23 protein-coding genes are annotated in these 23,122 nt (G+C 45.0%); 13 read left to right on the top strand and 10 right to left on the bottom strand.

The annotated features are described in order from the left end of the window. The first annotated feature begins 8 nt into the window (after nucleotides 1-8). Complete coding sequence (locus GTQ38_RS20365) at nucleotides 9-1,406, top strand: PKD domain-containing protein (protein WP_161437433.1); 1,398 nt, start codon at nucleotides 9-11, stop codon at nucleotides 1,404-1,406. A gap of 77 nt (nucleotides 1,407-1,483) precedes the next feature. After that, a complete protein-coding gene (locus GTQ38_RS20360; protein ID WP_161437432.1) occupies nucleotides 1,484-2,917 on the top strand; it encodes an SLC13 family permease in 1,434 nt (477 codons plus the stop codon). Nucleotides 2,918-3,079: 162 nt separating this feature from the next. Here the strand turns inward: GTQ38_RS20360 and GTQ38_RS20355 are convergent, their stop codons facing one another. After that, nucleotides 3,080-3,712 carry a hypothetical protein gene (locus GTQ38_RS20355; RefSeq protein ID WP_161437431.1) on the bottom strand — a complete coding sequence of 211 codons (633 nt, stop codon included), beginning with the start codon at nucleotides 3,710-3,712 and terminating at the stop codon, nucleotides 3,080-3,082. A 279-nt stretch (nucleotides 3,713-3,991) separates the two neighbouring features. Here GTQ38_RS20355 and GTQ38_RS20350 point away from each other — a divergent pair, with 279 nt between their 5' ends. The 3 genes from GTQ38_RS20350 (at nucleotide 3,992) to GTQ38_RS20340 (ending at nucleotide 7,499) form a co-directional block, all read left to right on the top strand. After that, nucleotides 3,992-6,490, top strand: coding sequence for a zinc-dependent metalloprotease (locus GTQ38_RS20350; RefSeq protein WP_161437430.1), 2,499 nt, complete (start codon nucleotides 3,992-3,994; stop codon nucleotides 6,488-6,490). A gap of 194 nt (nucleotides 6,491-6,684) precedes the next feature. Continuing rightward, complete coding sequence (locus GTQ38_RS20345) at nucleotides 6,685-6,876, top strand: hypothetical protein (protein ID WP_161437429.1); 192 nt, start codon at nucleotides 6,685-6,687, stop codon at nucleotides 6,874-6,876. A 182-nt stretch (nucleotides 6,877-7,058) separates the two neighbouring features. Next, the gene (locus GTQ38_RS20340) at nucleotides 7,059-7,499 is read left to right on the top strand and encodes a Spy/CpxP family protein refolding chaperone (protein WP_161437428.1); all 441 of its coding nucleotides are present in this window, start codon (nucleotides 7,059-7,061) and stop codon (nucleotides 7,497-7,499) included. Between the two features lie 236 nt (nucleotides 7,500-7,735). On the opposite strand, the gene hemL is transcribed toward GTQ38_RS20340, so the two are convergent. The 4 genes from hemL to GTQ38_RS20320 are packed head-to-tail and all read right to left on the bottom strand — an operon-like array spanning nucleotide 7,736 to nucleotide 11,099. Then, nucleotides 7,736-9,025 carry a glutamate-1-semialdehyde 2,1-aminomutase gene (hemL, locus tag GTQ38_RS20335; protein WP_161437427.1) on the bottom strand — a complete coding sequence of 430 codons (1,290 nt, stop codon included), beginning with the start codon at nucleotides 9,023-9,025 and terminating at the stop codon, nucleotides 7,736-7,738. Between the two features lie 5 nt (nucleotides 9,026-9,030). Then, entirely contained in the window at nucleotides 9,031-9,852 is an 822-nt protein-coding gene (locus GTQ38_RS20330; RefSeq protein WP_161437426.1) for a glucosaminidase domain-containing protein, read from the bottom strand. Beyond that, nucleotides 9,849-10,754 (bottom strand): 1-aminocyclopropane-1-carboxylate deaminase/D-cysteine desulfhydrase, encoded by a 906-nt coding sequence (locus tag GTQ38_RS20325; protein WP_161437425.1) that lies wholly within the window; start codon nucleotides 10,752-10,754, stop codon nucleotides 9,849-9,851. Before GTQ38_RS20325 ends, GTQ38_RS20330 begins: the two co-directional genes overlap by 4 nt. Before the next feature lie 21 nt (nucleotides 10,755-10,775). Next, complete coding sequence (locus GTQ38_RS20320) at nucleotides 10,776-11,099, bottom strand: hypothetical protein (protein ID WP_161437424.1); 324 nt, start codon at nucleotides 11,097-11,099, stop codon at nucleotides 10,776-10,778. Nucleotides 11,100-11,278: 179 nt separating this feature from the next. On the opposite strand from GTQ38_RS20320, the gene GTQ38_RS20315 reads away from it, so the two are divergent. From GTQ38_RS20315 to GTQ38_RS20305, 3 genes are all read left to right on the top strand, one after another. Further along, nucleotides 11,279-11,437 carry a DUF5522 domain-containing protein gene (locus GTQ38_RS20315; RefSeq protein WP_161437423.1) on the top strand — a complete coding sequence of 53 codons (159 nt, stop codon included), beginning with the start codon at nucleotides 11,279-11,281 and terminating at the stop codon, nucleotides 11,435-11,437. A 75-nt stretch (nucleotides 11,438-11,512) separates the two neighbouring features. Further along, complete coding sequence (locus tag GTQ38_RS20310) at nucleotides 11,513-12,073, top strand: DUF4136 domain-containing protein (RefSeq protein WP_161437422.1); 561 nt, start codon at nucleotides 11,513-11,515, stop codon at nucleotides 12,071-12,073. Nucleotides 12,074-12,225: 152 nt separating this feature from the next. Beyond that, a complete protein-coding gene (locus GTQ38_RS20305) occupies nucleotides 12,226-13,986 on the top strand; it encodes an aromatic amino acid hydroxylase (protein ID WP_161437421.1) in 1,761 nt (586 codons plus the stop codon). A 39-nt stretch (nucleotides 13,987-14,025) separates the two neighbouring features. Here GTQ38_RS20305 and GTQ38_RS20300 read toward each other — a convergent pair whose 3' ends face one another. The 5 genes from GTQ38_RS20300 to alaS all read right to left on the bottom strand — a co-directional run bounded on the left by GTQ38_RS20300 (nucleotide 14,026) and on the right by alaS (nucleotide 19,663). Continuing rightward, nucleotides 14,026-14,664 carry a DinB family protein gene (locus tag GTQ38_RS20300; protein ID WP_161437420.1) on the bottom strand — a complete coding sequence of 213 codons (639 nt, stop codon included), beginning with the start codon at nucleotides 14,662-14,664 and terminating at the stop codon, nucleotides 14,026-14,028. Nucleotides 14,665-14,730: 66 nt separating this feature from the next. Then, entirely contained in the window at nucleotides 14,731-15,345 is a 615-nt protein-coding gene (locus GTQ38_RS20295) for a DUF4230 domain-containing protein (RefSeq protein ID WP_161437419.1), read from the bottom strand. Between the two features lie 67 nt (nucleotides 15,346-15,412). After that, nucleotides 15,413-16,372, bottom strand: coding sequence for a GSCFA domain-containing protein (locus GTQ38_RS20290; RefSeq protein WP_161437418.1), 960 nt, complete (start codon nucleotides 16,370-16,372; stop codon nucleotides 15,413-15,415). 16 nt (nucleotides 16,373-16,388) lie between these two features. Continuing rightward, nucleotides 16,389-17,045, bottom strand: a complete 657-nt coding sequence (locus tag GTQ38_RS20285) for a hypothetical protein (RefSeq protein ID WP_161437417.1) — start codon at nucleotides 17,043-17,045, stop codon at nucleotides 16,389-16,391. After that, the gene (alaS, locus tag GTQ38_RS20280; RefSeq protein WP_161437416.1) at nucleotides 17,045-19,663 is read right to left on the bottom strand and encodes an alanine--tRNA ligase; all 2,619 of its coding nucleotides are present in this window, start codon (nucleotides 19,661-19,663) and stop codon (nucleotides 17,045-17,047) included. The genes GTQ38_RS20285 and alaS overlap by 1 nt, the downstream gene beginning before the upstream one ends. A gap of 104 nt (nucleotides 19,664-19,767) precedes the next feature. Between alaS and GTQ38_RS20275 the strand changes: the two genes are divergently transcribed. The 5 genes from GTQ38_RS20275 to GTQ38_RS20255 are packed head-to-tail and all read left to right on the top strand — an operon-like array spanning nucleotide 19,768 to nucleotide 22,925. Then, nucleotides 19,768-20,745, top strand: coding sequence for a M23 family metallopeptidase (locus tag GTQ38_RS20275; RefSeq protein ID WP_161437415.1), 978 nt, complete (start codon nucleotides 19,768-19,770; stop codon nucleotides 20,743-20,745). Then, on the top strand, nucleotides 20,745-21,074 hold the full coding sequence (locus tag GTQ38_RS20270; protein WP_161437414.1) for a MerR family transcriptional regulator: 330 nt from the start codon (nucleotides 20,745-20,747) through the stop codon (nucleotides 21,072-21,074). The genes GTQ38_RS20275 and GTQ38_RS20270 overlap by 1 nt, the downstream gene beginning before the upstream one ends. 27 nt (nucleotides 21,075-21,101) lie before the next feature. After that, nucleotides 21,102-21,701, top strand: a complete 600-nt coding sequence (locus GTQ38_RS20265; RefSeq protein WP_161437413.1) for a LemA family protein — start codon at nucleotides 21,102-21,104, stop codon at nucleotides 21,699-21,701. A gap of 2 nt (nucleotides 21,702-21,703) precedes the next feature. Beyond that, a complete protein-coding gene (locus GTQ38_RS20260; RefSeq protein WP_161437412.1) occupies nucleotides 21,704-22,147 on the top strand; it encodes a TPM domain-containing protein in 444 nt (147 codons plus the stop codon). After that, entirely contained in the window at nucleotides 22,128-22,925 is a 798-nt protein-coding gene (locus tag GTQ38_RS20255) for a TPM domain-containing protein (RefSeq protein WP_161437411.1), read from the top strand. The genes GTQ38_RS20260 and GTQ38_RS20255 overlap by 20 nt, the downstream gene beginning before the upstream one ends. Nucleotides 22,926-23,122: the final 197 nt, after the last annotated feature.

The following is a 23,122-nucleotide window of genomic DNA, read 5'->3' as shown; positions in this document are numbered from 1 at the left end:
TGCCGCTTATGAAGCATTGCTACTTTCTATTCCTATTTATTTTCATACTACATTCCTGTTCAAAAGACAGTCCAGGAGAAGAACCCGGCAATCCGGATTCAAATCTCAGGGCCTGTTTCACAGTGAGTAGTGAGACCATCGCCGTGGGTGAAGTCCTGAAGTTGGTGAGTTGCTCCGAGGGGGCTACCTCATTTTTGTACGACTTCGGAAATGGCGAGACCAGCCTAAAGGAGAATCCTGAAATTATTCTCTCCGAAGGCGGAAATTACACCATCAAGCTAACGGTAAAGGACGAAGAGGAGAATACAGACTCTTTTACCAAGGCTGTAACGGTCACAGAACCGGTGGAATTCAACTACATTTTTCCGGAAATCCCAACCGGATTTACAGCTATTCCTCTGGAAGCAGGTATCAACCCTGAAAATGGTTCCCTGTACTTTGTTGAATTGCTGGAAGACAATGTGGGCTCAGGCGGATCCAAGTTCTACTACAAAGAACTGGATCAGAATTATCAGGCAACCTCAACCTACATTGCCGATAAGCCCTTTAGCTCTAATAGCGCGTTTGTCAATTTCTATGCAAGTGGTAACAGAAACCTGGTATTCTCACGAACCCTGGATGGTTTTTACGGGACCCAGGAATTGACCTACAACAGTGTCTGGGGATTTGTAAACGCCATTACCTCCGCTACCAAGCACAGCAACGGCTTTATTCAGGAGGGTGTAAATTCTCTCTATTTTGGTACGGAAGAAGACGCGGGAATTTACAAGGCTGCGGTTGAAACCAGGAACGCCAGTGGGGATGCCTTTCAGGTAAGCTTAAACACCTTCGGACCGGCAGATTCCATGATAGGTGATATGATAAAAGTAAGCGGTGGCTACCTGGCATTTGGAGCCGCGTTTACCAAGAATACCGGTGTTCCTTATGTGAGCGATTACACTCCCTTATTGATTTTCATGGACAATAGCCTCACGGTTACCTCCCATGTTTTATATGAGGATTCTGAACTGGTTGCCAAAATAAGCTCTTTTAACGACCTGAATGGCTCCTATCACCTGGAACAACTCTCTAACGGCAATATTGTGATGTATGCCAATGGGGAAGTTATCGTGTCGGATGCCTCGGGTATAAAATTGAGTAGCACCTATTTTGAGGATACCAGTAATAACCAGGCTTTGATTGGGCTCGGAGATTCCTTTGTACTTTCAAGCGACAGTTACCTCAGAAAGTTCGATTCCGATGGTATGCAGCAAAAAGAGCTTAAATACAACGGGAATTACCTGCCTGAGATACTGGAAATTGAAAACAAGCTATTCTTTGTGGCCGGTTATGACATAGAGGGAGAGGTAAAGTTATTTTACGGCTCTTCGGACAAAGATCTGAACCTTATCAACCTCAACCAGTAACAACCCGGACATTGGTATAGTGACATTATTTTTAAAACTAAAGCAAAAAGTATAGTTTAGGGTCCAAATTAGTGTTCATGACCCTCAGCAAGAGAATTGGCCTGCTTTTGGGCCCACTGCTTTTTTTATTACTTATCAACATCCCGGACCTTATACCTGGCAAGGAATACGCCAATGGTGTTATTGCCGTAGCCGCCTGGATGGTCCTATGGTGGATTACCGAGGCAGTATCCATTTCAGTCACTGCCCTGCTGCCCCTCGTACTTTTTCCGATACTCAAAGTGATGCCTATAGCGGAAGTCGGGGCGAACTATGGCAGTCCAATCATTTTTCTTTTTTTCGGAGGATTTGTGCTCGCCCTGGCACTGGAAAAGGTCAACCTGCACAAAAGGATCGCCCTGAATATTATCAGGATCACAGGCACCACCCCGAACAAAGTCGTTCTCGGTTTTATGATCGCTACGGCCTCCTTAAGCATGTGGATCAGTAATACGGCCAGTACGGTTGTAATGCTGCCAATTGCCATGTCGGTCATAGGCTTATTGATCAATGACGAAGACGGATTTACAAAAGACGATAGGAATTTTGCCTTGAGTGTCATGCTGGGAATCGCATTTTCCGCGAATGCCGGGGGTATCGCTACGGTTATAGGCACCCCGCCTAACTCGGTTTTGATCGGATTGTTGGAAAATGAATACCAGATAGAAATATCTTTTTTGCGTTGGATGACTATCGGCCTGCCCTTCTCCCTCATTCTACTGAGCATCTGCTACCTGGTTCTGGTAAAGTGGATGTTCCCGAACAAACATTTAAAATTCAACGCCTCAAAAGAGGTTATTGATCAGGAGTTGAAAAAACTGGGGCCCACTTCCCCTAAGGAAAAAATGGTCCTGATCATTTTTGGAGTAACCGTATTTCTCTGGATATTCCGAACCTTAATAAACAGTATTTTCCCTGTGCTGGGACTTTCGGATACCATTATCAGTATGATGGCGGCCGTGGCCTTATTCTCCATTCCGTTTAATCTTAAACGCGGTGATTTTATTATTGACTGGAAGGACACTCAAAGGCTTGCCTGGGGAATTCTAATACTCTTTGGAGGCGGGTTGGCATTGGCCCGAGGAATGGCTGTAAGTGGCATTGTAGACACGGTTTCTAACGCCATAGCCTCCAGCGAAATAAGCATTCTGTTTACCGCGGCCTTGCTGATCACGTTGATGTTGTTTATGACAGAACTGATGAGCAATGTGGCCCTGGTTGCTGTGCTGGCACCTGTGGTAGCGGGCATAGCCATTGGCCTGGAAATTCCTATACTATACCTCCTGATTCCGGTAACTATCGCGAGCAGTTGCGCCTTTATGCTCCCCATGGCCACTCCGCCAAATGCTATAGTCTTTGCAAGCGGTTATATAAGGGTACATCAGATGGCCAGGGTTGGTGTGGTACTGAATCTGATCGCGGTTGGCTTGCTAATACTGATGTTCCAGTTTGTACTACCTTTACTTTTTTAATATCGAAAAGCGCTGACTCCAGAATTCTTCAACAGGTTTCACAAGTACGTGCAACACTAAGGAATGATTACAGGAATAATAAAGCCCCGACTTGCGTCAGGGCTTTATGGCTAACTAATCAAATAATCCGATAGAAAATGAGAAAATGTTCTATCCACTTATTTATCGCGAGTAAGGGTCAAAACCCTCGGGTAAATAATCTAAGGTGTCAAAATCCAGCTCTACTTCATCTGCTTCTTCTATATACTCTATAGCATTCAGGTCAAAGTAGGGCTCGTAAGGGTCAAATCCTGCTGGCAGGTAGGCAGCTGTGTCAAATCCTAAGGCAAGCTCAGATTCCTCTTCTATGTAGGAAACCGACATGAAATCTTCGGGAGCCGCGTACGCATTGAATCCTTCAGGCAGATGGCTTTCGGTAACTATACCGGTGAATGGATCTTCGTTTTCCTCTATATAATTTACACTGCTTAGATCTACATAGACCTTATAAGGGTCAAAGTCCGTTGGCAGATAATCCGCGGTGTCGAATCCAAGGTCGAAATCTGATTCCTCCTCAATATAGACGATCTCACAAAGATCAAGTTCTACAGGCTCTGCCTTCGCGGTCCAGCTTACAAGCTTTGGAGCCACAATTTCCGGCGATTCAACACTTGCCAAAACCACAGGCAAGCTTTCCAATTTTGTGTTTTCTAAGGGTGTTTTATCGGAAGTGCAATCCTGAGATGCTTTTCCTTCTTGCGGTGTGGTGACAGTGCCCAGCATTATCATTCCACATATTAGTAACAACTTATTCATTTTGATTGATTGATGATTGATTGATGAATTGTTTATTGTTTGCTTATAAGACTGTTCAAAAATTAAATTGTTACAGTCTTGTGCTTTGTTTAACATCACAATTTAAGACCGAAGTAGGTGGTGTACTACAAAAAAATGTAGTTTATAATTCTGATTTTCAATTATTTATAGAATATAAAATGTAAATAATAACAATTGTATGCTTATGATTTTGTTAACAAAAGAATTGTGCATTTTTTCAGTTCTTTGACAAATTCAAAATTTCAAAACGCTCTTTTTATGGCCAAAACTACCCTTTGTAAGTTACTCGTACTTTGCTTGGTTCTAAGTTTACCTTCCCAAACCGAAGCACAGATATTCAAAAAGAAAAAGAACAAAACGGAGCAGGCGTCCAAGGACTCCAAGGGCAAAAAAGACAAAATAAAAGCTTACGATAAGGTTATCACCAAAGATGCTGTAACAGACAAGGGGCTGTTTGATGTACACGTGGTCGATGACAAACACTATTACGAAATTCCTGATTCACTTTTTAGCAGGGAAATGCTCATGGTGAGCAGGATATCTAAAACAGCTTCCGGAATAGGTTTTGGGGGAGGCAAGATCAACACCCAGGTCTTGCGATGGGAGAAAAAGCCTAAGAAAGTCCTTCTGAGGGTCGTTAGTTATGGTGTGGTAGCTGCGGATTCGCTTCCTATACACGAAGCTGTGGTCAATTCTAATTTTGAACCGGTATTATTCGCTTTCGATATCAAAGCCTTTAAAAAGGATTCCCTGAATCCGGCAACAGTGATCGAGGTAGACGAACTGTTTACCAAAGATGCCAAAGCGCTTGGGATGCCGGAGTTCTATAGAAAACGTTACAAGGTGTCTCGACTTGATGAAAAAAGAAGTTATATAGAATCGCTGAAAAGTTATCCTCTCAACCTGGAGGCAAGGCATGTAAAGACCTATCTCGCCAAAGAGCCGCCCTCTAACACCAGCCTGGGTTCTATTTCTATTGAGATCAACAATTCTATGATCCTATTACCTGAAGAACCTATGAAAAGGCGCTATTTCGACAGAAGGGTAGGATGGTTTGCCCGCGGGCAGACGGATTACGGTTTGGAGGCCCAGGAAAGCAAGACGGTTAGATTCCTGGATCGCTGGCGGCTCGAGGTTAAGGAAGAGGACATGGAGAAATTTAAGAATGGAGAGCTGGTGGAACCTAAAAAGCCCATAGTGTACTATGTTGACCGGGCCACTCCCAAAAAGTGGATACCATTTATCAAACAAGGCATTGAAGACTGGCAGGTGGCTTTTGAGGGTGCCGGTTTCAAAAACGCCATTCTGGCCAAGGACCCACCCTCACCGGAAGAAGACCCGGAATGGTCTCCGGAAGACATCAGGTATTCTGTGGTTCGCTACCTGGCTTCTCCTATACCCAATGCCAATGGACCTCACGTAAGTGATCCGCGTAGCGGGGAGATCCTGGAATCGGATATCAATTGGTATCACAATGTAATGACCCTTTTACGTAACTGGTTTTTTGTACAAACAGCTGCCATAAACCCGGACGCCAGGGGTGTGGCTTTTAAGGAAGAAGTTATGGGCCGGTTGATCCGCTTTGTTTCGGCTCATGAGGTAGGACATACTTTGGGCCTGCCACACAATATGGGAAGTAGCGTAGCCTATCCGGTAGATTCGCTCCGATCTGTAAACTTCACTAAAAAATACGGGACGGCTCCTTCCATAATGGACTATGCCCGATTCAATTATATCGCACAACCGGAAGACGGTGATGTGGCATTGATGCCGGATATCGGTGTATATGACAAGCACTCCATAAGATGGGGCTACAGGCCTATCCCGGACAAGTCTGCAGAGGAAGAGAAACCAATTCTGGATCAGTGGATATTGGACCATGCGGATGACCCCATGTATCGCTTTGGTCATCAGCAGATCGGTGATGTTGTTGACCCCAGTTCCCAAACCGAAGACCTTGGGGACGATGCGATCAAAGCCAGTGATTACGGCATTGAAAACCTAAAACGCATCGTACCTAATTTAACGGAATGGACTGCCGAAGACGGTAAGAACTACGATGATCTGGAAACATTATACGGACAGGTAATCGCCCAATTCAACCGATATATGGGTCATGTCTCTAATAATATCGGAGGTGTTTACGAATACCATAAGACTTATGATCAGGATGGGGCGGTCTATACTCATGTTTCTAAAGAGCATCAAAAAAATTGTCTGAATTTTGTCCATGAGCAGTTGTTTCAAACTCCCGAATGGTTGTTGGATAAGGAGTTGTTCTCCAAAATTGAATACTCAGGATCCGTAGAGCGTGTAAGGGCACTTCAGGTTCGTACGCTTAACCGAATATTGAGTCTTGGTAAAATGGCAAGGCTTATAGAGAATGAAACGCTAAACGGCTCTGAGGCCTATTCCTTGAGCGGTATGATGCAGGATCTGCGAAACGGACTTTGGTCTGAGCTCCGAAGTGGGCGTAAAATTGATACCTATCGCCGGAATTTGCAAAAGGCGCATATAGACAGACTGGAATACCTGATGACCGCAAAGAATCAGGCGAAAAAACCGGAAATCAGAGGCTACCAGAAATCCACCGTGGTAAATACCAGCCAATCGGACATTCGTTCAGTAGCCCGTGCCGAACTAAATATTCTGCAAGGTAGAATACGCGGCGCCATATCAAGGACTTCGGATCAAATGAGCAGATACCACCTGCAGGACGCTTTGGAGCGCATCAATCTGATCCTAAACCCGAGCTAGGGAATAAAAATGTTACCGTAAAAAGCGCTTTTCATCGATGATCAGCGCTTTTTTTTGCCAAAAAAATAAGGGTTTTCCAAGCCTAACCACATTTTTTTGAGAATTCACCCCATGAAGGGGGGCTTTTACAACATAGATATTGGAAAAAGCCCTATTTATGGGTAATTTAGTGATGTAATTAAAACCCCCGATCCATGAAAACCTATAAAATAAAAAGTCTTGCCTATTTCGTTTGTTTCGTAGCGGCCCTTTTCTTTTACTATAACTACAATATAAAACTGGAAGCGGAACAAATGGCGAACACTAAAAAAGAAACCTTTGCAGAGATACAGACAGAAGACCTGTCTTCAACAAATTTTTCAGATGCAGATGAGGTAAAGCAGTAATTTCGATTAACCTTTATATTCTTAACAGACACCCGGGGTGCGAATAGCTTCGCACCCCGGGTGTTTTGTATAATTCCAACTCAGCAGGTCCTAAAAGTTAAATGCATCATAAATTCTCTTTGTTGTTTAAACCTTGAGGCCTTGTAAAGGTCTAAAGGTTGAATCAATAAAATTTAAACAACATGAAAAGAGTTTTAGTTACCGTATTCATGCTGATCGGTTTAGTTGCTTTTGGGCAAAGAGGCGAGCATAGCATGGATCACAAGAGAAATTTAAAGGACCTGAGTCCGGAGCAATTGGCTACACTGCACACCAAGAAATTAACCCTGGCCCTGGATCTTTCCGACGCCCAGCAAAGGCAAGTACAAAAACTAAGCCTTGAAAAAGCCACGGAGCGAAAGGCTAAGATGGAATCCCGTAAGGAAGCCAGGGAAAATTCAGAGGATAGTAAACTGAGTACTGAACAGCGTTATCAACTTCAGATCGAGCGTCTGGATAAGGCGATCGCCGAGAAAAAAAAGATGCGTTCCATACTTGACGACGATCAATATGCGAAGTGGGAAAAGATTATGGCCCTCAAGAGCAAACACCGCAGGCAGAAGCACGGAAAACGTAGTAGGTAAGCATACGATGGAGGCTGTCTAAAAAGTCTGTACATGCCTTGGTCACATCGAGCGCCCGCCTGAATGACTTAGTCGGGCAGGCAGTCGAGATGTATTAGATATTCAGAACTTTAATAAGTTCTAGACTGCCCGGGCGGATGCTAGAACGGACGAATTACTCTTTTTATACAGCCTCCTTACATTGACAGTTAAGGTCAATCAGACTAACAAAAGGAAAATTGAAAGTTAAGCTTCAGCTAAGTGAGTAGCGGGCATACCTTTTCCAAAGCCGCGATAGTTTCATCCAGGTCTTGATAACTCAGAGCGTCATTGAGGAAATAACTTTCAAATGCGCTGGGGGGCAGATAGATCCCCTGCTCCAACATACCGTGAAAATAGCGCTTAAAGGTATCGTTATTCCCCTTGGCAGCAGACTTAAAATCCTTTACCGGTTCCGCTGTGAAATGCACGGAGATCATACTTCCAAATCGATTTACCTGGTAGGGGATCCCGGCAGCGGTTAAAACCCGGTCAAATCCCTGGTGCAGGTAATGCGTTTTTTCAGCAAGACTCTCAAAAATTTCCGGTTTGGAATTCAGGCTGTGCAACATGGCATAACCGGCGCTCATTGCCAGGGGATTACCACTGAGGGTTCCTGCCTGATAAACCGGACCTTCAGGAGCCAGATATGCCATGATCTCAGATCTGGCCGCAAAGGCTCCAACAGGAAGTCCCCCGCCAATAACTTTTCCGAAAGTAACAATATCCGCATCTATCCCAAGGGTTTCCTGTGCTCCACCACGACTCAACCGGAACCCGGTCATGACCTCATCAAAAACCAATAAGATCCCTTCTGCTGTGCAGAGCTTCCGAAGTCCTTCTATAAATTCTTTTTCCGGAATTATACAACCCATATTACCCGCTACAGGTTCTATGATCACAGCCGCAATTTCTCCCTTGTTCGCCTCTACCAGTTTTTCTACGCTCCCGAGATCGTTATAATCTGCCAATAGGGTATCTTTCGCAGTGCCCTGGGTAACTCCTGGGCTATTTGGACTACCGAATGTGACCGCTCCACTACCTGCCTGGATCAGAAATGCATCTGCATGGCCGTGGTAGCATCCCGCGAATTTTATGATCTTGTCCTTGGCCGTAAATCCCCGGGCCAGGCGAATGGCACTCATACAGGCTTCTGTACCGCTATTGACAAAACGGATCTTATCTATATTAGGGACCATGGACACGGCCAATTTCGCCAATTCAGTTTCTATGGCCGTAGGCATTCCAAAAGAAGTACCTTTTTTGGCTTTTTCTGTCACCGCCTCTATTACCGGTTCATAGGCATGACCCAAAATAAGCGGTCCCCAGGAGGCAATGTAGTCTATGAGCCTGTTTCCGTCCTCATCAAATAAATAGGCACCCTTGGCATGTGACACAAAAATCGGGTCGCCCCCAACAGCTTTAAATGCTCTGACAGGGGAATTTACACCCCCGGGAATGTATTTTTTAGCTTCAGCAAAAAGCGCACTGCTTCTTTTATACTGCATATGTTCTATTCGGATTTTATTTTGAGTTCCTGTCCTATGGACAAAGTACTATCTTCCATGCGGTTCAATTCCATTAACTCTTCCACGGAGACCAGATACCTTCTGGAGATGGAGTAAAGGGTGTCTCCGGCTTTCACAATGTAAACTTCAGGGCTTCGTGTGATCTCGATCTTAGATCCTCCATATTTTTCACGCATTACGGCCCGGTCGTATTCGTAGAGTTTGTATTGTTCTATAAAGGAGATCAGTTTTTGTGGATAGCGCTTGTCCGTGGCATAGCCGGCCGCCTTAAGTCCCCTGGCCCATGCCTTGTAATTGTCTTTTCGCAGCTCAAACAAAGAGGCGTACCTGGACCTGGATGAAAGAAATATGCTGTGATCCCTGAAGGAATACATAGGGTGATTGTATTTTCGGAAACACTCGCCCTTCTCGTCATCATCGTGATAAACAACCTGCCCGTCCCAGCCCTTATGACATTTTATGCCGAAGTGGTTGTTACTACGCGTGGTGAGTTGGCCCCTGCCAAATCCACTTTCCAATATCCCCTGGGCCAGGGTTATGCTCGCAGGAATGCCGTAGGCCTTCATCTCGAACTGGGCGATCTCCGCGAAGGTGTCAATGTACTCTTCTACAGAATTGATAGGGAATTTAACGAACTTGCCATTGTCCTCGGGCATGGGATATAATTTATCATCACTATCCTCCGAAGTATCAACTGTTGTAGTTTTTGGCGTGGGTTTGTATCGCTTGGAATAGGAGGTTCTCTTTTTGGTACCGCAACTACCCAGCAGTACGGCCAACAGGGCCAGAGTGCATAGTCTTCTCATACCTCGATCAATGGTAAGTTTTTCATTTTCAATTTTGTATTCATTCCGTCTATCCCCTGCAGGCCACCCGTATGAATGGCTAAAATCTTCGTATGGGCTGCAAAGAAATCCTTTCTTATAAGGTCCAGTATTCCAAACATCATCTTTCCTGTATAAACGGGATCCAGTGGAATTTTAGTCTGGCTGTAGAAATTATTTATAAACAGTACCAGCTCCTTATTGACCCGTGCATAACCTCCGAAATGGTAGTCTTGCTGCAATTCCCAATTATTTCCGGCAGTAAATTTACGAATATCTTTATTCAAAAAATCCCCGGCTAAGGCGGGAAAACCCAAAATAAGCTGATGCTCCCATGAGCTATTTACGATCCCGGCCAGGGTCCCCCCGGTTCCCACACTGCAACAGACCACGTTGAATTCCTTATCCTCATCACTAAGTATTTCCTCGCAGCCCCTGATAGCCAGCTCATTGGTGCCGCCTTCAGGCAAGAGGTAGTATTTACCGAATTCCGCCCGGAGCCTTGCATGAAAAGCCGGATCATGCCTTTCGCGATAGGTAGTACGACTTACAAATTTGAATTGCATGCCATCCTGCCGGGCCTTTTTTAGAGTGGGGTTCTGCTCCCATGCGGAAACTAATTCCTCACCCCGAATTATACCTATGGTTTTGATACCATTATCCTTCCCTGCCCTCGCGGTTGCCGCAATATGATTGGAGTAAGCTCCGCCAAAGGTAAGAAGCTGTTCGTGGCCTTGTTCCCGGGCACTGAGCAGATTGTATTTGAGTTTTCTGTACTTGTTTCCGGAAAGGGCCGGATAAAGAAGGTCTTCCCTCTTGATTTGGAGAGAAATTGACTTCTGTTCTAGAATCGGGAGTTGGATCTTTTGTACTTCGGCCTTCAATGATTGAATATCAATTATGGCTCAAAGGTATTTAAGAAAACTGAAAGGTCTTCGCCTTTCGATGTAGTCCAATTGTTTCTCGTTGTGGTAGGCTTCCCTTTCAAAGCTGATATTCTGATAGGCCTTATAGCTATCCAAATAGATTGCAGAACGTATCAGCCATTCCAAAATGTAAAAGATGTAAAAGGGTAGAATAAGCATTTCCAGTTGCTGTCTCAAATGGATGCGCTCATGGTTGATGAGTACCGCGTCTTCCTTTAAATGAATGTTTTTAAGAATAATAAAAGGCCATATAGAAAGACCTACGTAGTTTTTATAGAAGAAATGTTTGATAACTAATATCATACGCTATTCTCTAACGCTGTTCTACAAAGATAATTGTTAATTCCCCTCAAATTGTTATCAACAGCAGTTTATTACGAACAAAATCAGAAATACCTTATAATGCCAATTATAACGTTAAAGCCGGTATTCTGACGGTTTGCCTGCCTGATTATTAACAATAAAGCCGTATTTTTATATTTATGAAGAAGATTCTGCCGGTAGAGGAGGGTGACTTCTACCTTTCCAAAGAAGGCTATCGGGTTTTTACAGCGCAATACCATCTGAAAAGAGGTTACTGCTGCGAAAGTGGTTGTAGGCACTGTCCTTACGGCTATGATAAAAAGAGGGACTCCCTATAAAAATCATGGTATTCGGCATGATATTTGATACCCTCTATGTAAAACAAGTTGTAAATAAACCCAAAAAATTGCGATATGAAAAAATTTAAGCTCTTAGCTCTTCCGGCCCTTATTATTCTATTCATGAGTTCCTGTTCTTCGGTACGTGTTTTAGCGGATTACGACCGGGAAGCAGACTTTGGCACTTACAAAAGTTACGCTTTCTATAAAACAGGTATAGACAAGGCACAAGTCTCTGACCTGGACAAGAAACGTATCTTAAAGGCCATAGAATCTGAATTGGGCTCACGTGGGTTTGTGAAGTCACGGCAGCCGGATATTCTTATCAGTATTTTTACTAAGGAGCGAGAGCGCGTCAACGTCTACAACAACAACTGGGGTTGGGGCTGGGGCTGGGGCTGGAACCCTTGGCTCTGGGGTGGACCCGGATGGGGAGGCAGTAATGTCACCACCAGCACCGAAGGTTCATTGTACATAGATGTCATTGACACTCGCACCAAAGAATTGGTATGGCAGGGCCGCGGCGTCGGAACCCTTAGCAATACCGGAAATATCGATAGAAAAGAAAAGCGCATACGGAAATTCGTATCTCAGATCCTGGACGAGTACCCGCCAGACGCTATCGCATCTAACTAATAATATACAAGGCCCTGTTTCTTTAGATCAGGGCCTTTTTTGTCTCTTTACTCGAAGGCAAGCCTGCTGCTGAATCCATCTTCAAACACATACTTATTCAGGCTGATCCGCCCCGAATTTCGTATCTTTAGAGCACAAAATTGAGTTAAACTATGTCTTACGAAAGCAACCCCATCTTAGACAAGCTTCCCGAGCATTTAAGGCAATACATCAAGCCTCAGAATTACGAGGATTACTCCGCCGTGAATCAGGCTGTTTGGCGTTATGTAATGCGAAAGAATGTGGATTACCTGAGCAAGGTAGCCCATACTTCTTACGTGGAAGGACTCGCTAAAACAGGCATTTCCCTGGACCGAATTCCCAATATGTATGGAATGAACCGGATCCTTAAGGAGATCGGCTGGGCCGCAGTGGCGGTCGACGGGTTTATTCCACCGTCAGCTTTTATGGAATTTCAGGCCTATAATGTGTTGGTGATCGCCTCGGACATAAGACAGTTGGAACATATAGAATATACCCCGGCACCGGATATCATCCACGAAGGCGCAGGGCACGCGCCCATCATCGCCAATCCGGAATACGCTGAATATCTCAGAAGATTTGGGGAGATTGGCTGTAAGGCCATTTCCAGTGCAAAGGATTACGAACTTTATGAAGCCGTAAGGCATTTGTCTATCATTAAAGAGGCTCACGGAACTCCTGAAGCGGAAATAAAAGCCGCCGAAGCTCATATAGAGGAACTTCAGCAAAATATGGGTGAGCCCAGCGAAATGGCGCTTATCCGGAACCTGCATTGGTGGACGGTAGAATACGGGTTGATCGGCAGCCTGGAAGCGCCTAAGATCTATGGGGCCGGACTACTGTCTTCCATAGGTGAAAGCGCCTGGTGTATGACGGATGAAGTGCGGAAGATCCCCTATTCCATAGAGGCGGCACATACCTCTTTCGACATCACAAAACCTCAACCTCAGCTATTTGTAACCCCTGATTTTGCCTATCTGAGTGAAGTATTAGAGGAATTCGCCAATACGATGGGACTTCGGAAAGGCGGACTTAGCGGCCTAAAAAAACTTATAGCATCCAGGGAGTTGGGTACTGTGGAATTGAGCACAGGGCTTCAGATTTCCGGTAAGTTCTCTGAGGTCGTAGAGCATGAAGGAAAAGCGGTTTACTTGCGTACTTCAGGTGAAACAGCACTCTCTTATCGCGAAAAGGAACTGGTAGGGCACAGTAGGCAACACCATGCGGATGGATTCGGCTCCCCTATCGGAAAGCTCAAGGGCATCAATATTGCCATAGAAGACATGAGTCCTAAAGACCTGAAGGCCTACAATATTTTTGAAGGAGAGACCAAAACGCTGGAATTTGAAGGAGATATCACTGTAACCGGCAAGATCATTACCGGTACCCGTAATTTACGGGGTGAGATCATCCTGATCACCTTTACGGACTGTACCGTTACCCACGGGAATAAAGTCTTGTTTTCTCCGGAACAAGGGCTTTATAATATGGCGGTAGGAGAAAAAATCGCATCGGCCTTTAACGGACCCGCAGACCTCAGTAGTTTTGACCTGATTACCCATGAGATCTCCAGTACCACTATCAAACCAAAACTAACGGATTCCGATAAAAAACTGGAACAGTATTACCAGCAGATCAGGGACTTTAGGGAAGGTGCCAACAGGACCATCTCAAGGAACAAAGTCTTCAAGGAAGTGCGGGAAAACTATCCGGATGACTGGCTGCTACCTGTGGAACTTTACGAGTTGGCCAAAAATAACAACGACGCGGAATTTGCCTCGGAGATTGAAGAACATCTGGAAACCGTTAAACAAAACAATCCGAATGTGGGGCATTTGATAGACGATGGGCTAAACCTGGTGAATGTCTCCCTGACTGCCAGGGAATCTTAAATTCTCCCGTACCGGTACCTTTTTAAATAAAGCTAAGACTTAGCTAATCCTGCTTTTGATGTATTTGATCTGGCCGTTGTGATTGGATTCGTGCTCTACAACATGGAACCACTTACAGTAATTATTCGTTGGCTTTCCTGCAAAGAATTTGGTAGACTTCATTAACCAGCTATCATCAAGAGATCTTAGTTTTACAAGACTGGCTTCGCGGACCTCTGCCAGTTGGTCCTGATAATAGCTTAAAGGATGCCCCTTTATCTTTTTGCGCGCTTGCGCTCCCAGGTTCATGGCCATATCCCATCGCTCTATGTCCTTTTTATCAAAATCACCCCAATCGCGTTCGTCAAATGTATGGATCTGATAATAGCGCTCAGTAGCCGCAAGGTGCAGTAACATAGCTCCAATGGAATTGGATTCCTCATCGAGAAGAAAATCCAGATCCTTCTGAGAAAGGCTATTTACCGAACGAAGCACGGTAGCCCTCATCCAGTCCATCATTGAAACCAGAATACTGATCTGATCCGAATAGCCTTCCCGTTTTCCGAATTCATGAATATTATCGGATAATTCAAGCGAATTTTCCCCTGCAAAACCCATGGCGGGTAGTAAAAGCCCGGCACCTAAAGTCCCCGATACCTTGATAAAATTTCTTCTTCCCCTTACATTGCTTTGTTCCATAATGCTGTTTTTCAGAATATAAGGACTATTTCTGAATTGCAGGGATGATTTCGGAAAAAGCTGGTACTAGTCCATCAGAAAGAATTCCGGAACGTTTCGGTCCACAACCTTACCCTGATAGCTCAAGGTCCAGCCCATGGTATTGGTCAACACATAGAACCTTGACAATTCACTGAGAAAGCGGTTTTGGGCGTTAGACAACATGGAAGAGGCCTTCACCTTTTTCAAAAGTGAGGCGTTTACAGTGTTCTTGATGGCGTTGTAGTCTTCAGCATCGAAGGGGTTAAAATAATCCGCACTAACATCGTAATATTCAAAATCCGGATGCACTTTGATCTCCGGTTCCGGTAGCTTCAGGATGTGAAGGGTTTTGTTGGCCTCATCCACCTCAAATTCAATCTTAGCCAGGTCAAAAGAGATGGTAGCCTCCGCGTTCACAACCACCAAGGCCTTTTTATCTGCCTTGAGGAGGGATCCGAAGAGTTCCCGGGAATCCCTGTAGTTATAGACTTCAGCGAAATGTCCTTCTGTAACTACCAGTTTGGATACCTTACTGATCTCTTGCTGGATAAGCATGCTGTTCTCCCTTAGAATGGCTCGCTCCTCCATGTCTTTGGAACAGGAGCGGACTACAAAGACCGCAGCAAGGGTGATCACAATACCAATGAGTACCTTTTTCATAAAACAGTTTAAAAGCATTCAGATCTAAAACGATAAAACCGGGGATTGCTTGTAAAGCCGGAAATCTTTACTGATCAAATTGCATAAAAGGATAATCCTGCTTTAAATACGAAATTTTTGCCTCGATCGATTTCCTGAAGTCTTTGTAAGCCTTCGAATTGGTATTAAAAGGCTTGTGATCAAGACCCTTTTGCACGGCTGCAACCTTGTCCATAACCGGCTGGGCAGAATCGGCAATCCAGCATTCCACGAACTTTTCCCAGATGTAGTTTACAGCCAATTCATTTGGGTGCACCATATCCGCTTTGTAAAAGCGGTAGTCTCTTAATTCGTCCATCATGATCTCAAAAGCGGGAAAATACGAGACCCTTTTCTGGCTTGGGTCATCAAGCAACTGATGTACGGCCGTCAGCAAATGCGATTTACTCCGTTGATTTTCTATAAAGCCGTCTTTCAAATGCCTAACCGGGGATACGGTAAAAACTACCTCAGCCTTATTGTTCAATTGCCGTATCATCCTAAGCATGTTGTGAAGAGATTCAAGCACTTCATCAACAGCCAATAGCCGTTTATCAAACTCTTTTTGAGGAACCTTGTGGCAGTTCGCTACGGCATCCCGAGTTTTTTTAAGCTCATAGATCCAGGAAGTGCCTAAAGTGATAATAACATGGCTGGCGTTTCGCAACTGCTCACGCGTTTGATCAACTGCCTGATTTAACGTTTTCAACAGACCTTCAGCATCGGAAGAACTTAGGTCGGAATGCGCTTCAAAAGACTTCCACCGCTCGTTGGCGAAGAAAATATCCCCTTTAGAGAAATTCTGCTGTTCCACTGCCCTGCCCAAAAGGTTTTCAATGGCCAGCGGATGAAATAGTATTCCAAACGGGTTCGATAATGTACGAAACTGGTAATAGGAGAGTTTGTCTGCCATGTGTTCAGCAAAGCAGGATCCAAGCATCAGCAAATGGCTGTCGTAAGTGATCTGCTGATCTGCCCTGGATAATTTTAAATGGGTTTGCAGTTCCATCCCTATGCCTGTAAACTTAGTCGCAGTTGCGAATATTCTCGAGTACGGAATTATAGTCTCTTTCGAGTTGCGCATCCAGTTGCTCCATGAACTCCAGAACCCGTAGCAGTCGCTTTATATCTCCTTCCTGAAGGGCATTGGCGGCCTTGGTCACCTCGTTTTGTACCAGTTTCTGCACATTGTACATTCCTTCCAGAAGGTAAAGGCATTCATATCCGAATGCTCCGGTAATGCCTGTTGTCTTAGAAGTTTCCCAGGCGATTTCGGTAAGTTCCATAAGCTCCAGGTTAATAAAGGTATCTCCGTCGTAAATATATTTCTTCCCCTGGTGTAATACGGAGTCCTGCACTCTGAAAAATCGCGGGTAATCCTTTTGGAATTGGGTGATTTCTTCAGATGTAGCAACCGTTCCGAGACCGCTAACCTGCATTTTCCTATAGGCATCAATCGCTTCTTTTACGCTGTAGTTCGCCTCCCTGGCATTCACCAATTCTTCCAGGTTGTTGCTTACTTCTTCCTCGATTTTCTGAAGTGCGATCTCTTTATCCGCATTTCTCGTCCTGGACGTATTCCAGTTATTGAACCAGATGGCCAGGTTGATCCCTATAAAAATTAGGAGTACCTCCCCAATTACGTACTTCCAGTTGAGCTTTGCAAGATTAAATCTTCTCATTATTCAGGTATAAAGTCCCTGGCGCTTTCCAAAGCTTTGGGTATGCCTGCAGGATTTTTTCCACCCGCCGTTGCAAAAAATGGCTGGCCACCGCCTCCGCCCTGAATATGCTTCCCCAATTCGCGCACAATGGCACCCGCATTCAGTCCTTTGTCAGCTACCACTTTCTTTGAAATATAGCAGGATAACAGGGCTTTGCCATTTCGTTCTGAAGCCAGAAGCAGGAAAAGGTTATCGTGCTTTCCTCCCATCTCAAAAGACAGATCTTTGATCCCTGCCGCATCCAGGTCTACTTCACGCGCCAGAAATTGAAGGCCCTTAATGCTCTCGAGCTCTTGCTCAAGGCTTGACTTCAGGCCCTTGGCCTTGGCTTTTTGCAACTGCTCAACCTCCTTTTTAAGTTTGCTGTTTTCCTCCAATAGATCGGTTACTGCCTTCAAAGGGTCTTTGGCCCCTTTAAAAAGCATTTTTATACCGCCAAGGGTCTTGTCATTGTTGGCGAAGAGCTCCTTTACCGTATCGGAAGTAATGGCTTCTATTCTTCGTATCCCGGCTGCGATCGCTCCCTCTGAGGTGATCTTAAAATGCCAGATATCCGCGGTGTTAGACACATGGGTCCCTCCGCAGAGTTCTATGGATTGCCCAAAACGGATGGTTCTTACAGAATCGCCATATTTTTCTCCGAAGAGCGCAATAGCACCTTCTTCCCGGGCCTGCTTCATCGGAACATCGCGATTTTCCTGCAAGGGTAATTGTTCATCTATACGGGCATTTACGAAATTCTCTACCATCCGTAATTCGTCCGTTGTCAGCTTGGCAAAATGCGAAAAGTCAAATCTGAGATACTTGGAATGCACTGCGGATCCCTTCTGTTCTACGTGGTTTCCAAGTACTTCCCTCAGCGCCTGGTGCAGCAGATGTGTGGCGGTATGGTTGCGGGCCGTGCGCATTCTTTGACTTTTGTCTACCACTGCCCTTAAGGTCTCCCCCGGATGCTTGGGCAGGTTTTTGGCAAAATGTATGATCTCGTTGTTCTCTTTCCTTGTGTCAAGGATATAAACCACATCACCATTAGGTACCTCCAGGTATCCCTTGTCACCAACCTGGCCGCCACCCTCAGCATAAAATGGTGTAAGATTGAAAACCAATTGGTACTGATCTCCGTCCTTTTTGGTCTTGATTTTTCGATATTTTACCAGCTTTACGTCGGCCTCCAGGGTGTCATACCCCACAAATTCCTGTTCGGCATCCTCCACCAGATGGGTCCAGTCTTCCTTGGAAACTTCTGATGCAGCCTTAGACCGGTCTTTCTGCGCCTGCATCGCCTTCTGGAATCCCTCTTCGTCCAATTGAAAGCCTTTCTCTTCCAGGATCAGGGCAGTAAGGTCTATCGGGAAGCCATAGGTATCGTATAATTCAAATGCCTTTTGTCCGTCTACAGTTTTGCCTTTGGTAGTACTTACCACAGTATCCAACAAAACCAGGCCTTGTTCTAGGGTTTTCAGAAATGAATGCTCCTCTTCCCGAACAACATTCTCAATAAGTGTCTTTTGCTCCTTTAGCTCGGGGAATGCCTCACCCATAATATCAGCCAGAACTTTTACCAAAAGAAAAATAAAGGGCTCATTGGTCCCAAGAAAGGTAAACCCGTATCGAATTGCCCTTCTCAGTATTCTTCTGATGACGTATCCCGCACCTGTATTACTGGGTAACTGCCCGTCTGCAATGGCAAAGGCCACGGCACGAATGTGATCCGCTATTACCCGAATGGCGATGTCGGTTTTTTCAGATTTACCGTATTCGGAATTGGTGATCGTCTCCACCTCTCGAATAAGGGGGGTAAAAATATCGGTATCGTAATTAGACTGAACCCCTTGTAAGACCATACAGAGCCTTTCAAAGCCCATTCCGGTGTCTATATGCTTTTCAGGTAAGGGCTCCAACTGCCCATTGGCCCTGCGATTGTATTGAATAAACACCAGGTTCCATATCTCAACCACCAATGGATGGTCCTTATTGACCAGTTCTGCCCCCGGGGTCTTTTGCTTTTCTGCTGCGGATCGGATGTCAACATGGATCTCAGAACAAGGTCCGCATGGCCCCTGGTCACCCATTTCCCAGAAGTTATCCTTCTTATCACCCATAATAATACGGTCTTCCGGAACTATATCCTTCCAAAGCTCATATGCCTCCTTATCCATTTCAAGCTGGTCCGCATCATCACTACCTTCAAAAACGGAAACATAGAGGTTATTCGGGTCAATTTTACAGACTTTAGTCAAAAACTCCCAGGCCCAGTGGATGGCTTCTTTTTTAAAGTAATCACCGAAACTCCAATTCCCAAGCATTTCGAACATCGTATGGTGATAGGTATCTTTACCAACCTCTTCCAGATCATTGTGTTTTCCGCTTACCCTAAGGCATTTTTGGGTATCTGCTACCCTGGGGTTTTTAGAGCTGCTGCTCCCAAGAAAAAACTCCTTGAACTGGTTCATACCGGCATTGGTAAACATCAATGTCGGATCGTCCTTGATCACCATAGGAGCTGAGGGTACGATTTTGTGGTTTTTATCCCTGAAAAAGTCTAGAAAATGGGTTCTAATTTCCTTGGAAGTCATACAAAAAGGCAAGGTTTTGCAAATTTTAACAAATTATACAAAACAATTTTTATATTTGTTTGTTCTGATAAAACGAAAGCACAAAAATAGGACAAAATCCCTTCATGTCTAAAGTAAAGTATTATTACGATCCGGACACCCTTTCGTACAGAAAGATTGAACCGAAAAAATCGAGAAGATACCGAAATATTTTTCTCTTTCTTTTGGGTTCCGCCCTATTCGGTTTTTTGGGATTGACCCTATTGCTCAATACCAATTTGCTGAACACGCCGAGGGAACTTTCGCTACAGCGGGAAGCCAAGAATTACGAACTGCAGTTTGAGCTGCTCAACAAGAAAATGGAGCAGATAGAACAGGTGTTGGCGAATATTGAAGACAGGGATAATAATATCTATCGGTTGTATTTTGAAGCGAACCCCATTCCTGAGGAGCAAAGGCGCGCTGGATTCGGAGGGATAAATCGATACAAGTCCCTGGAAGGCTTCAACAATTCAGAAATGATCATATCCACCACCAAGAGGTTAGATATCATACAGAAACAAATGGTCATTCAGTCCAGGTCGCTGGATGAGATCACCAAACTGGCGGAGGAAAAGGAAAAGTTGTTGGCAGCTATACCTGCCATACAACCACTGAACAACGAAAACCTGACCCGTATGGCCTCCGGTTTCGGCTGGCGATCGGATCCCTTTACCAAGGCGCGAAAAATGCACAGGGGTATGGACTTTACCGCTCCCAAGGGAACCCCGATATATGCCACGGGTGATGGCAAGGTAAAGAGAGCGGATAATAAGTCTTCAGGCTTTGGAAAACACATCAGAATAGATCACGGCTACGGCTATGTGACACTTTATGCCCACCTGAGTAAATACAACGTCAAGCGGGGGCAAAAAGTAAAACGCGGAGACCTGATAGGATTCGTAGGAAGTACCGGCCGTTCAGAGGCGCCACACCTGCATTACGAAGTGTGGAAAGACGGAGACCGGATAAATCCGATTAACTTCTACTATGGAAGTTTGACCCCCGAAGAATTTGAGAACATGCTCAAATACGCCAATCAGGAGAATCAATCACTGGATTAATGCATATAGATTTACCCGAAAAACGGTATTATGGAATTGGCGAAGTTGCCAGGGCTTTTGATGTCAATACTTCGCTCATCCGCTTTTGGGAAAAAGAGTTCGATGTTATCCAGCCCAAGAAAAATGCCAAGGGAAACCGAAAATTCACCCCAAAAGACATTAAGAATCTACAACTGATCTATCACCTGGTCAAAGAGCGCGGTTTCACCCTGGAAGGCGCCAAGATCCACCTTCGGGAAGAGCGGCAGAAGACCTTGTCTAATTTTGAGATTATTCAGAAATTAGAACGGGTAAAATCTGAGCTTATCAAGATCAAGAATCAATTGTAATACTACACTAACCTAAAGAACACTATCATGAAAAAATGGTTAATTCCAGTAATTATCCTATTGGTATTAGGCTTTGCTATTTATCAATGGGCCGTAGGTTTCAACAACACTGCAGTTACCTACGAAGCAGACGCCAAAACCGCCTGGTCTAATGTTGAAAGTTCTTATCAGCGACGAAATGACCTGATAGGGAACCTTGTAAAGACCGTACAGGGGGCGGCAGACTTTGAAAAGGAAACCCTGGAAGGGGTTATTCAGGCGCGTGCTGAAGCGACCAAAACCACTATTAATGCCGGCGATCTGACCCCAGAGAACATGGCAGCATTTCAGGAGGCCCAGAGCGGGCTTACCGGTGCTTTAAACAAGTTGATGGTCGTAGTTGAACGCTATCCGGACCTCAAGGCGAACCGTAATTTCATCGAGCTGCAATCCCAACTGGAAGGCACTGAGAACAGGATCAATGTAGCACGTGACCGCTATAACGACAGGGTGAACACTTACGACATCCATACTACCAAGTTTCCGAATAAACTACTTGCAGGTTGGTTCGGGTTCGAAGAAATGGCCAGATACCAGGCTGCACCCGGTTCTGAGCAAGCCCCAGATGTAAATTTTGATTTTAACTAGATATGCCATCCTCACAGGTAGAAGCATTTTTAACAGCTCAGGAGGAGCAGGAAGTAGTATCTGCCATTCTTGAAGCGGAAAGCAATACCTCCGGAGAGATACGGGTGCACATTGAGGCTCATACCGACCTGGAACATCTGGACAGGGCTAAACAATTGTTCCACCTCCTAAAAATGGACAATACCAAAGATGAGAACGGGGTATTGATCTACGTGGCTGTAAGGGATAGAAAGTTTACAATTTACGGAGACCGTGGAATAGACCGGGTAGTTCCGGAAAACTTTTGGAACAGTACCAAAGACCTTATTCAGGATCATTTTCAGCATGGAAGATTCAAACAGGGGCTGATAGAGGGAATACTGCAGGCAGGCAAGGAATTGCAAGCCCACTTTCCATGGGAACACGGAGACCGCAACGAATTGAGCGATGAGATATCCAAGGGCTGATCTTCTCTTTGTACTCCTTTTTCTAGGAGCGGTGTTTACGAGCTTCGGACAGTTTGAGATCCCGGAAAGACCCTCAGTTCAGACCAGTGTTTATGACTATGTAGACCTGTTAGCGGAAAGCCAGGAAACCGCACTAAAACAAAAGCTTATCCGTTATTCGGACAGCACCTCTACTCAGATCGTAGTAGTTGTAATAGCATCTACTGAGGGCGAGAATATCAACTACCTGGGAGCTCAATGGGGCCAAAAGTGGGGTATAGGCCAGAAAGGCAAGGATAATGGGATCTTGATTATCCTGGCCAGCCAGGACCGGCGTATCGCGATCAATACAGGTTACGGAGTTGAGGGCTCTTTGACAGATGCCATGTCCAAAAGAATCATAGATACGGTGATCATCCCTGAATTTAAAAAAGGGGATTACTACGCGGGGTTGGACAAGGGTGCTGAGGCAATTTTTAAAGTCCTCACCGGAGAATTCAAGGAAGACCGCAGCTTTGCAAAAAAAGACAAGTTCCCGTTCAGAGCAATTTTGCCTATTATCATCTTCATTATCATCTTTATCATCCTTGCCACCAGAAACAACCGGCGAGGTGGCGGCAGAGGTGGTAGAAGAAGGTCTGGTATAGATCTTTGGGATGTAATTATCCTGAGCAATATGGGCCGTGGAGGATTTGGAGGTTCTTCCGGCGGCGGAGGAAGTTTTGGTGGCGGAGGCGGTTTCGGAGGTGGCTTCGGAGGCGGCGGCTTTGGTGGAGGCGGAGCCTCAGGAGGATGGTGAAGTCAGTACGCAGTTGGCAGTGAACAGTGAACAGTACTTCTTCGCTTAGACTGTTGAGGATCAATTGGGCAGTTCACATTTACAATTCAACGCATACATTTCAGAACCCTTTTCTTTTACTTCAGCTTAAACTTGTACTTGTACTTTAACCCTGTCATTCTGCTTTTAATTTACAGTGCCAAAGACTAATTTAACTC

Source organism: Poritiphilus flavus (assembly GCF_009901585.1).
GTDB lineage: Bacteria > Bacteroidota > Bacteroidia > Flavobacteriales > Flavobacteriaceae > Poritiphilus > Poritiphilus flavus.
Note: the sequence above shows the minus strand (reverse complement) of the source record. Positions and strands in the feature narration are given on the sequence as shown.

Bases quoted from the DNA above. Each gene is read 5' to 3' on its own strand.
- GTQ38_RS20310 (WP_161437422.1), top strand. From the start codon at position 11,513: ATGAAAAAATTTAAGCTCTTAGCTCTTCCGGCCCTTATTATTCTATTC.
- GTQ38_RS20305 (WP_161437421.1), top strand. From the start codon at position 12,226: ATGTCTTACGAAAGCAACCCCATCTTAGACAAGCTTCCCGAGCATTTA.
- GTQ38_RS20285 (WP_161437417.1), bottom strand. From the start codon at position 17,045: ATGAGAAGATTTAATCTTGCAAAGCTCAACTGGAAGTACGTAATTGGG.
- GTQ38_RS20290 (WP_161437418.1), bottom strand. From the start codon at position 16,372: ATGGAACTGCAAACCCATTTAAAATTATCCAGGGCAGATCAGCAGATC.
- GTQ38_RS20320 (WP_161437424.1), bottom strand. From the start codon at position 11,099: ATGATATTAGTTATCAAACATTTCTTCTATAAAAACTACGTAGGTCTT.
- alaS (WP_161437416.1), bottom strand. From the start codon at position 19,663: ATGACTTCCAAGGAAATTAGAACCCATTTTCTAGACTTTTTCAGGGAT.
- GTQ38_RS20345 (WP_161437429.1), top strand. From the start codon at position 6,685: ATGAAAACCTATAAAATAAAAAGTCTTGCCTATTTCGTTTGTTTCGTA.
- GTQ38_RS20295 (WP_161437419.1), bottom strand. From the start codon at position 15,345: ATGAAAAAGGTACTCATTGGTATTGTGATCACCCTTGCTGCGGTCTTT.
- GTQ38_RS20365 (WP_161437433.1), top strand. From the start codon at position 9: ATGAAGCATTGCTACTTTCTATTCCTATTTATTTTCATACTACATTCC.
- GTQ38_RS20255 (WP_161437411.1), top strand. From the start codon at position 22,128: ATGAGATATCCAAGGGCTGATCTTCTCTTTGTACTCCTTTTTCTAGGA.
- hemL (WP_161437427.1), bottom strand. From the start codon at position 9,025: ATGCAGTATAAAAGAAGCAGTGCGCTTTTTGCTGAAGCTAAAAAATAC.
- GTQ38_RS20360 (WP_161437432.1), top strand. From the start codon at position 1,484: ATGACCCTCAGCAAGAGAATTGGCCTGCTTTTGGGCCCACTGCTTTTT.
- GTQ38_RS20300 (WP_161437420.1), bottom strand. From the start codon at position 14,664: ATGGAACAAAGCAATGTAAGGGGAAGAAGAAATTTTATCAAGGTATCG.
- GTQ38_RS20355 (WP_161437431.1), bottom strand. From the start codon at position 3,712: ATGAATAAGTTGTTACTAATATGTGGAATGATAATGCTGGGCACTGTC.
- GTQ38_RS20260 (WP_161437412.1), top strand. From the start codon at position 21,704: ATGCCATCCTCACAGGTAGAAGCATTTTTAACAGCTCAGGAGGAGCAG.
- GTQ38_RS20315 (WP_161437423.1), top strand. From the start codon at position 11,279: ATGAAGAAGATTCTGCCGGTAGAGGAGGGTGACTTCTACCTTTCCAAA.
- GTQ38_RS20340 (WP_161437428.1), top strand. From the start codon at position 7,059: ATGAAAAGAGTTTTAGTTACCGTATTCATGCTGATCGGTTTAGTTGCT.
- GTQ38_RS20275 (WP_161437415.1), top strand. From the start codon at position 19,768: ATGTCTAAAGTAAAGTATTATTACGATCCGGACACCCTTTCGTACAGA.
- GTQ38_RS20270 (WP_161437414.1), top strand. From the start codon at position 20,745: ATGCATATAGATTTACCCGAAAAACGGTATTATGGAATTGGCGAAGTT.
- GTQ38_RS20265 (WP_161437413.1), top strand. From the start codon at position 21,102: ATGAAAAAATGGTTAATTCCAGTAATTATCCTATTGGTATTAGGCTTT.
- GTQ38_RS20330 (WP_161437426.1), bottom strand. From the start codon at position 9,852: ATGAGAAGACTATGCACTCTGGCCCTGTTGGCCGTACTGCTGGGTAGT.
- GTQ38_RS20350 (WP_161437430.1), top strand. From the start codon at position 3,992: ATGGCCAAAACTACCCTTTGTAAGTTACTCGTACTTTGCTTGGTTCTA.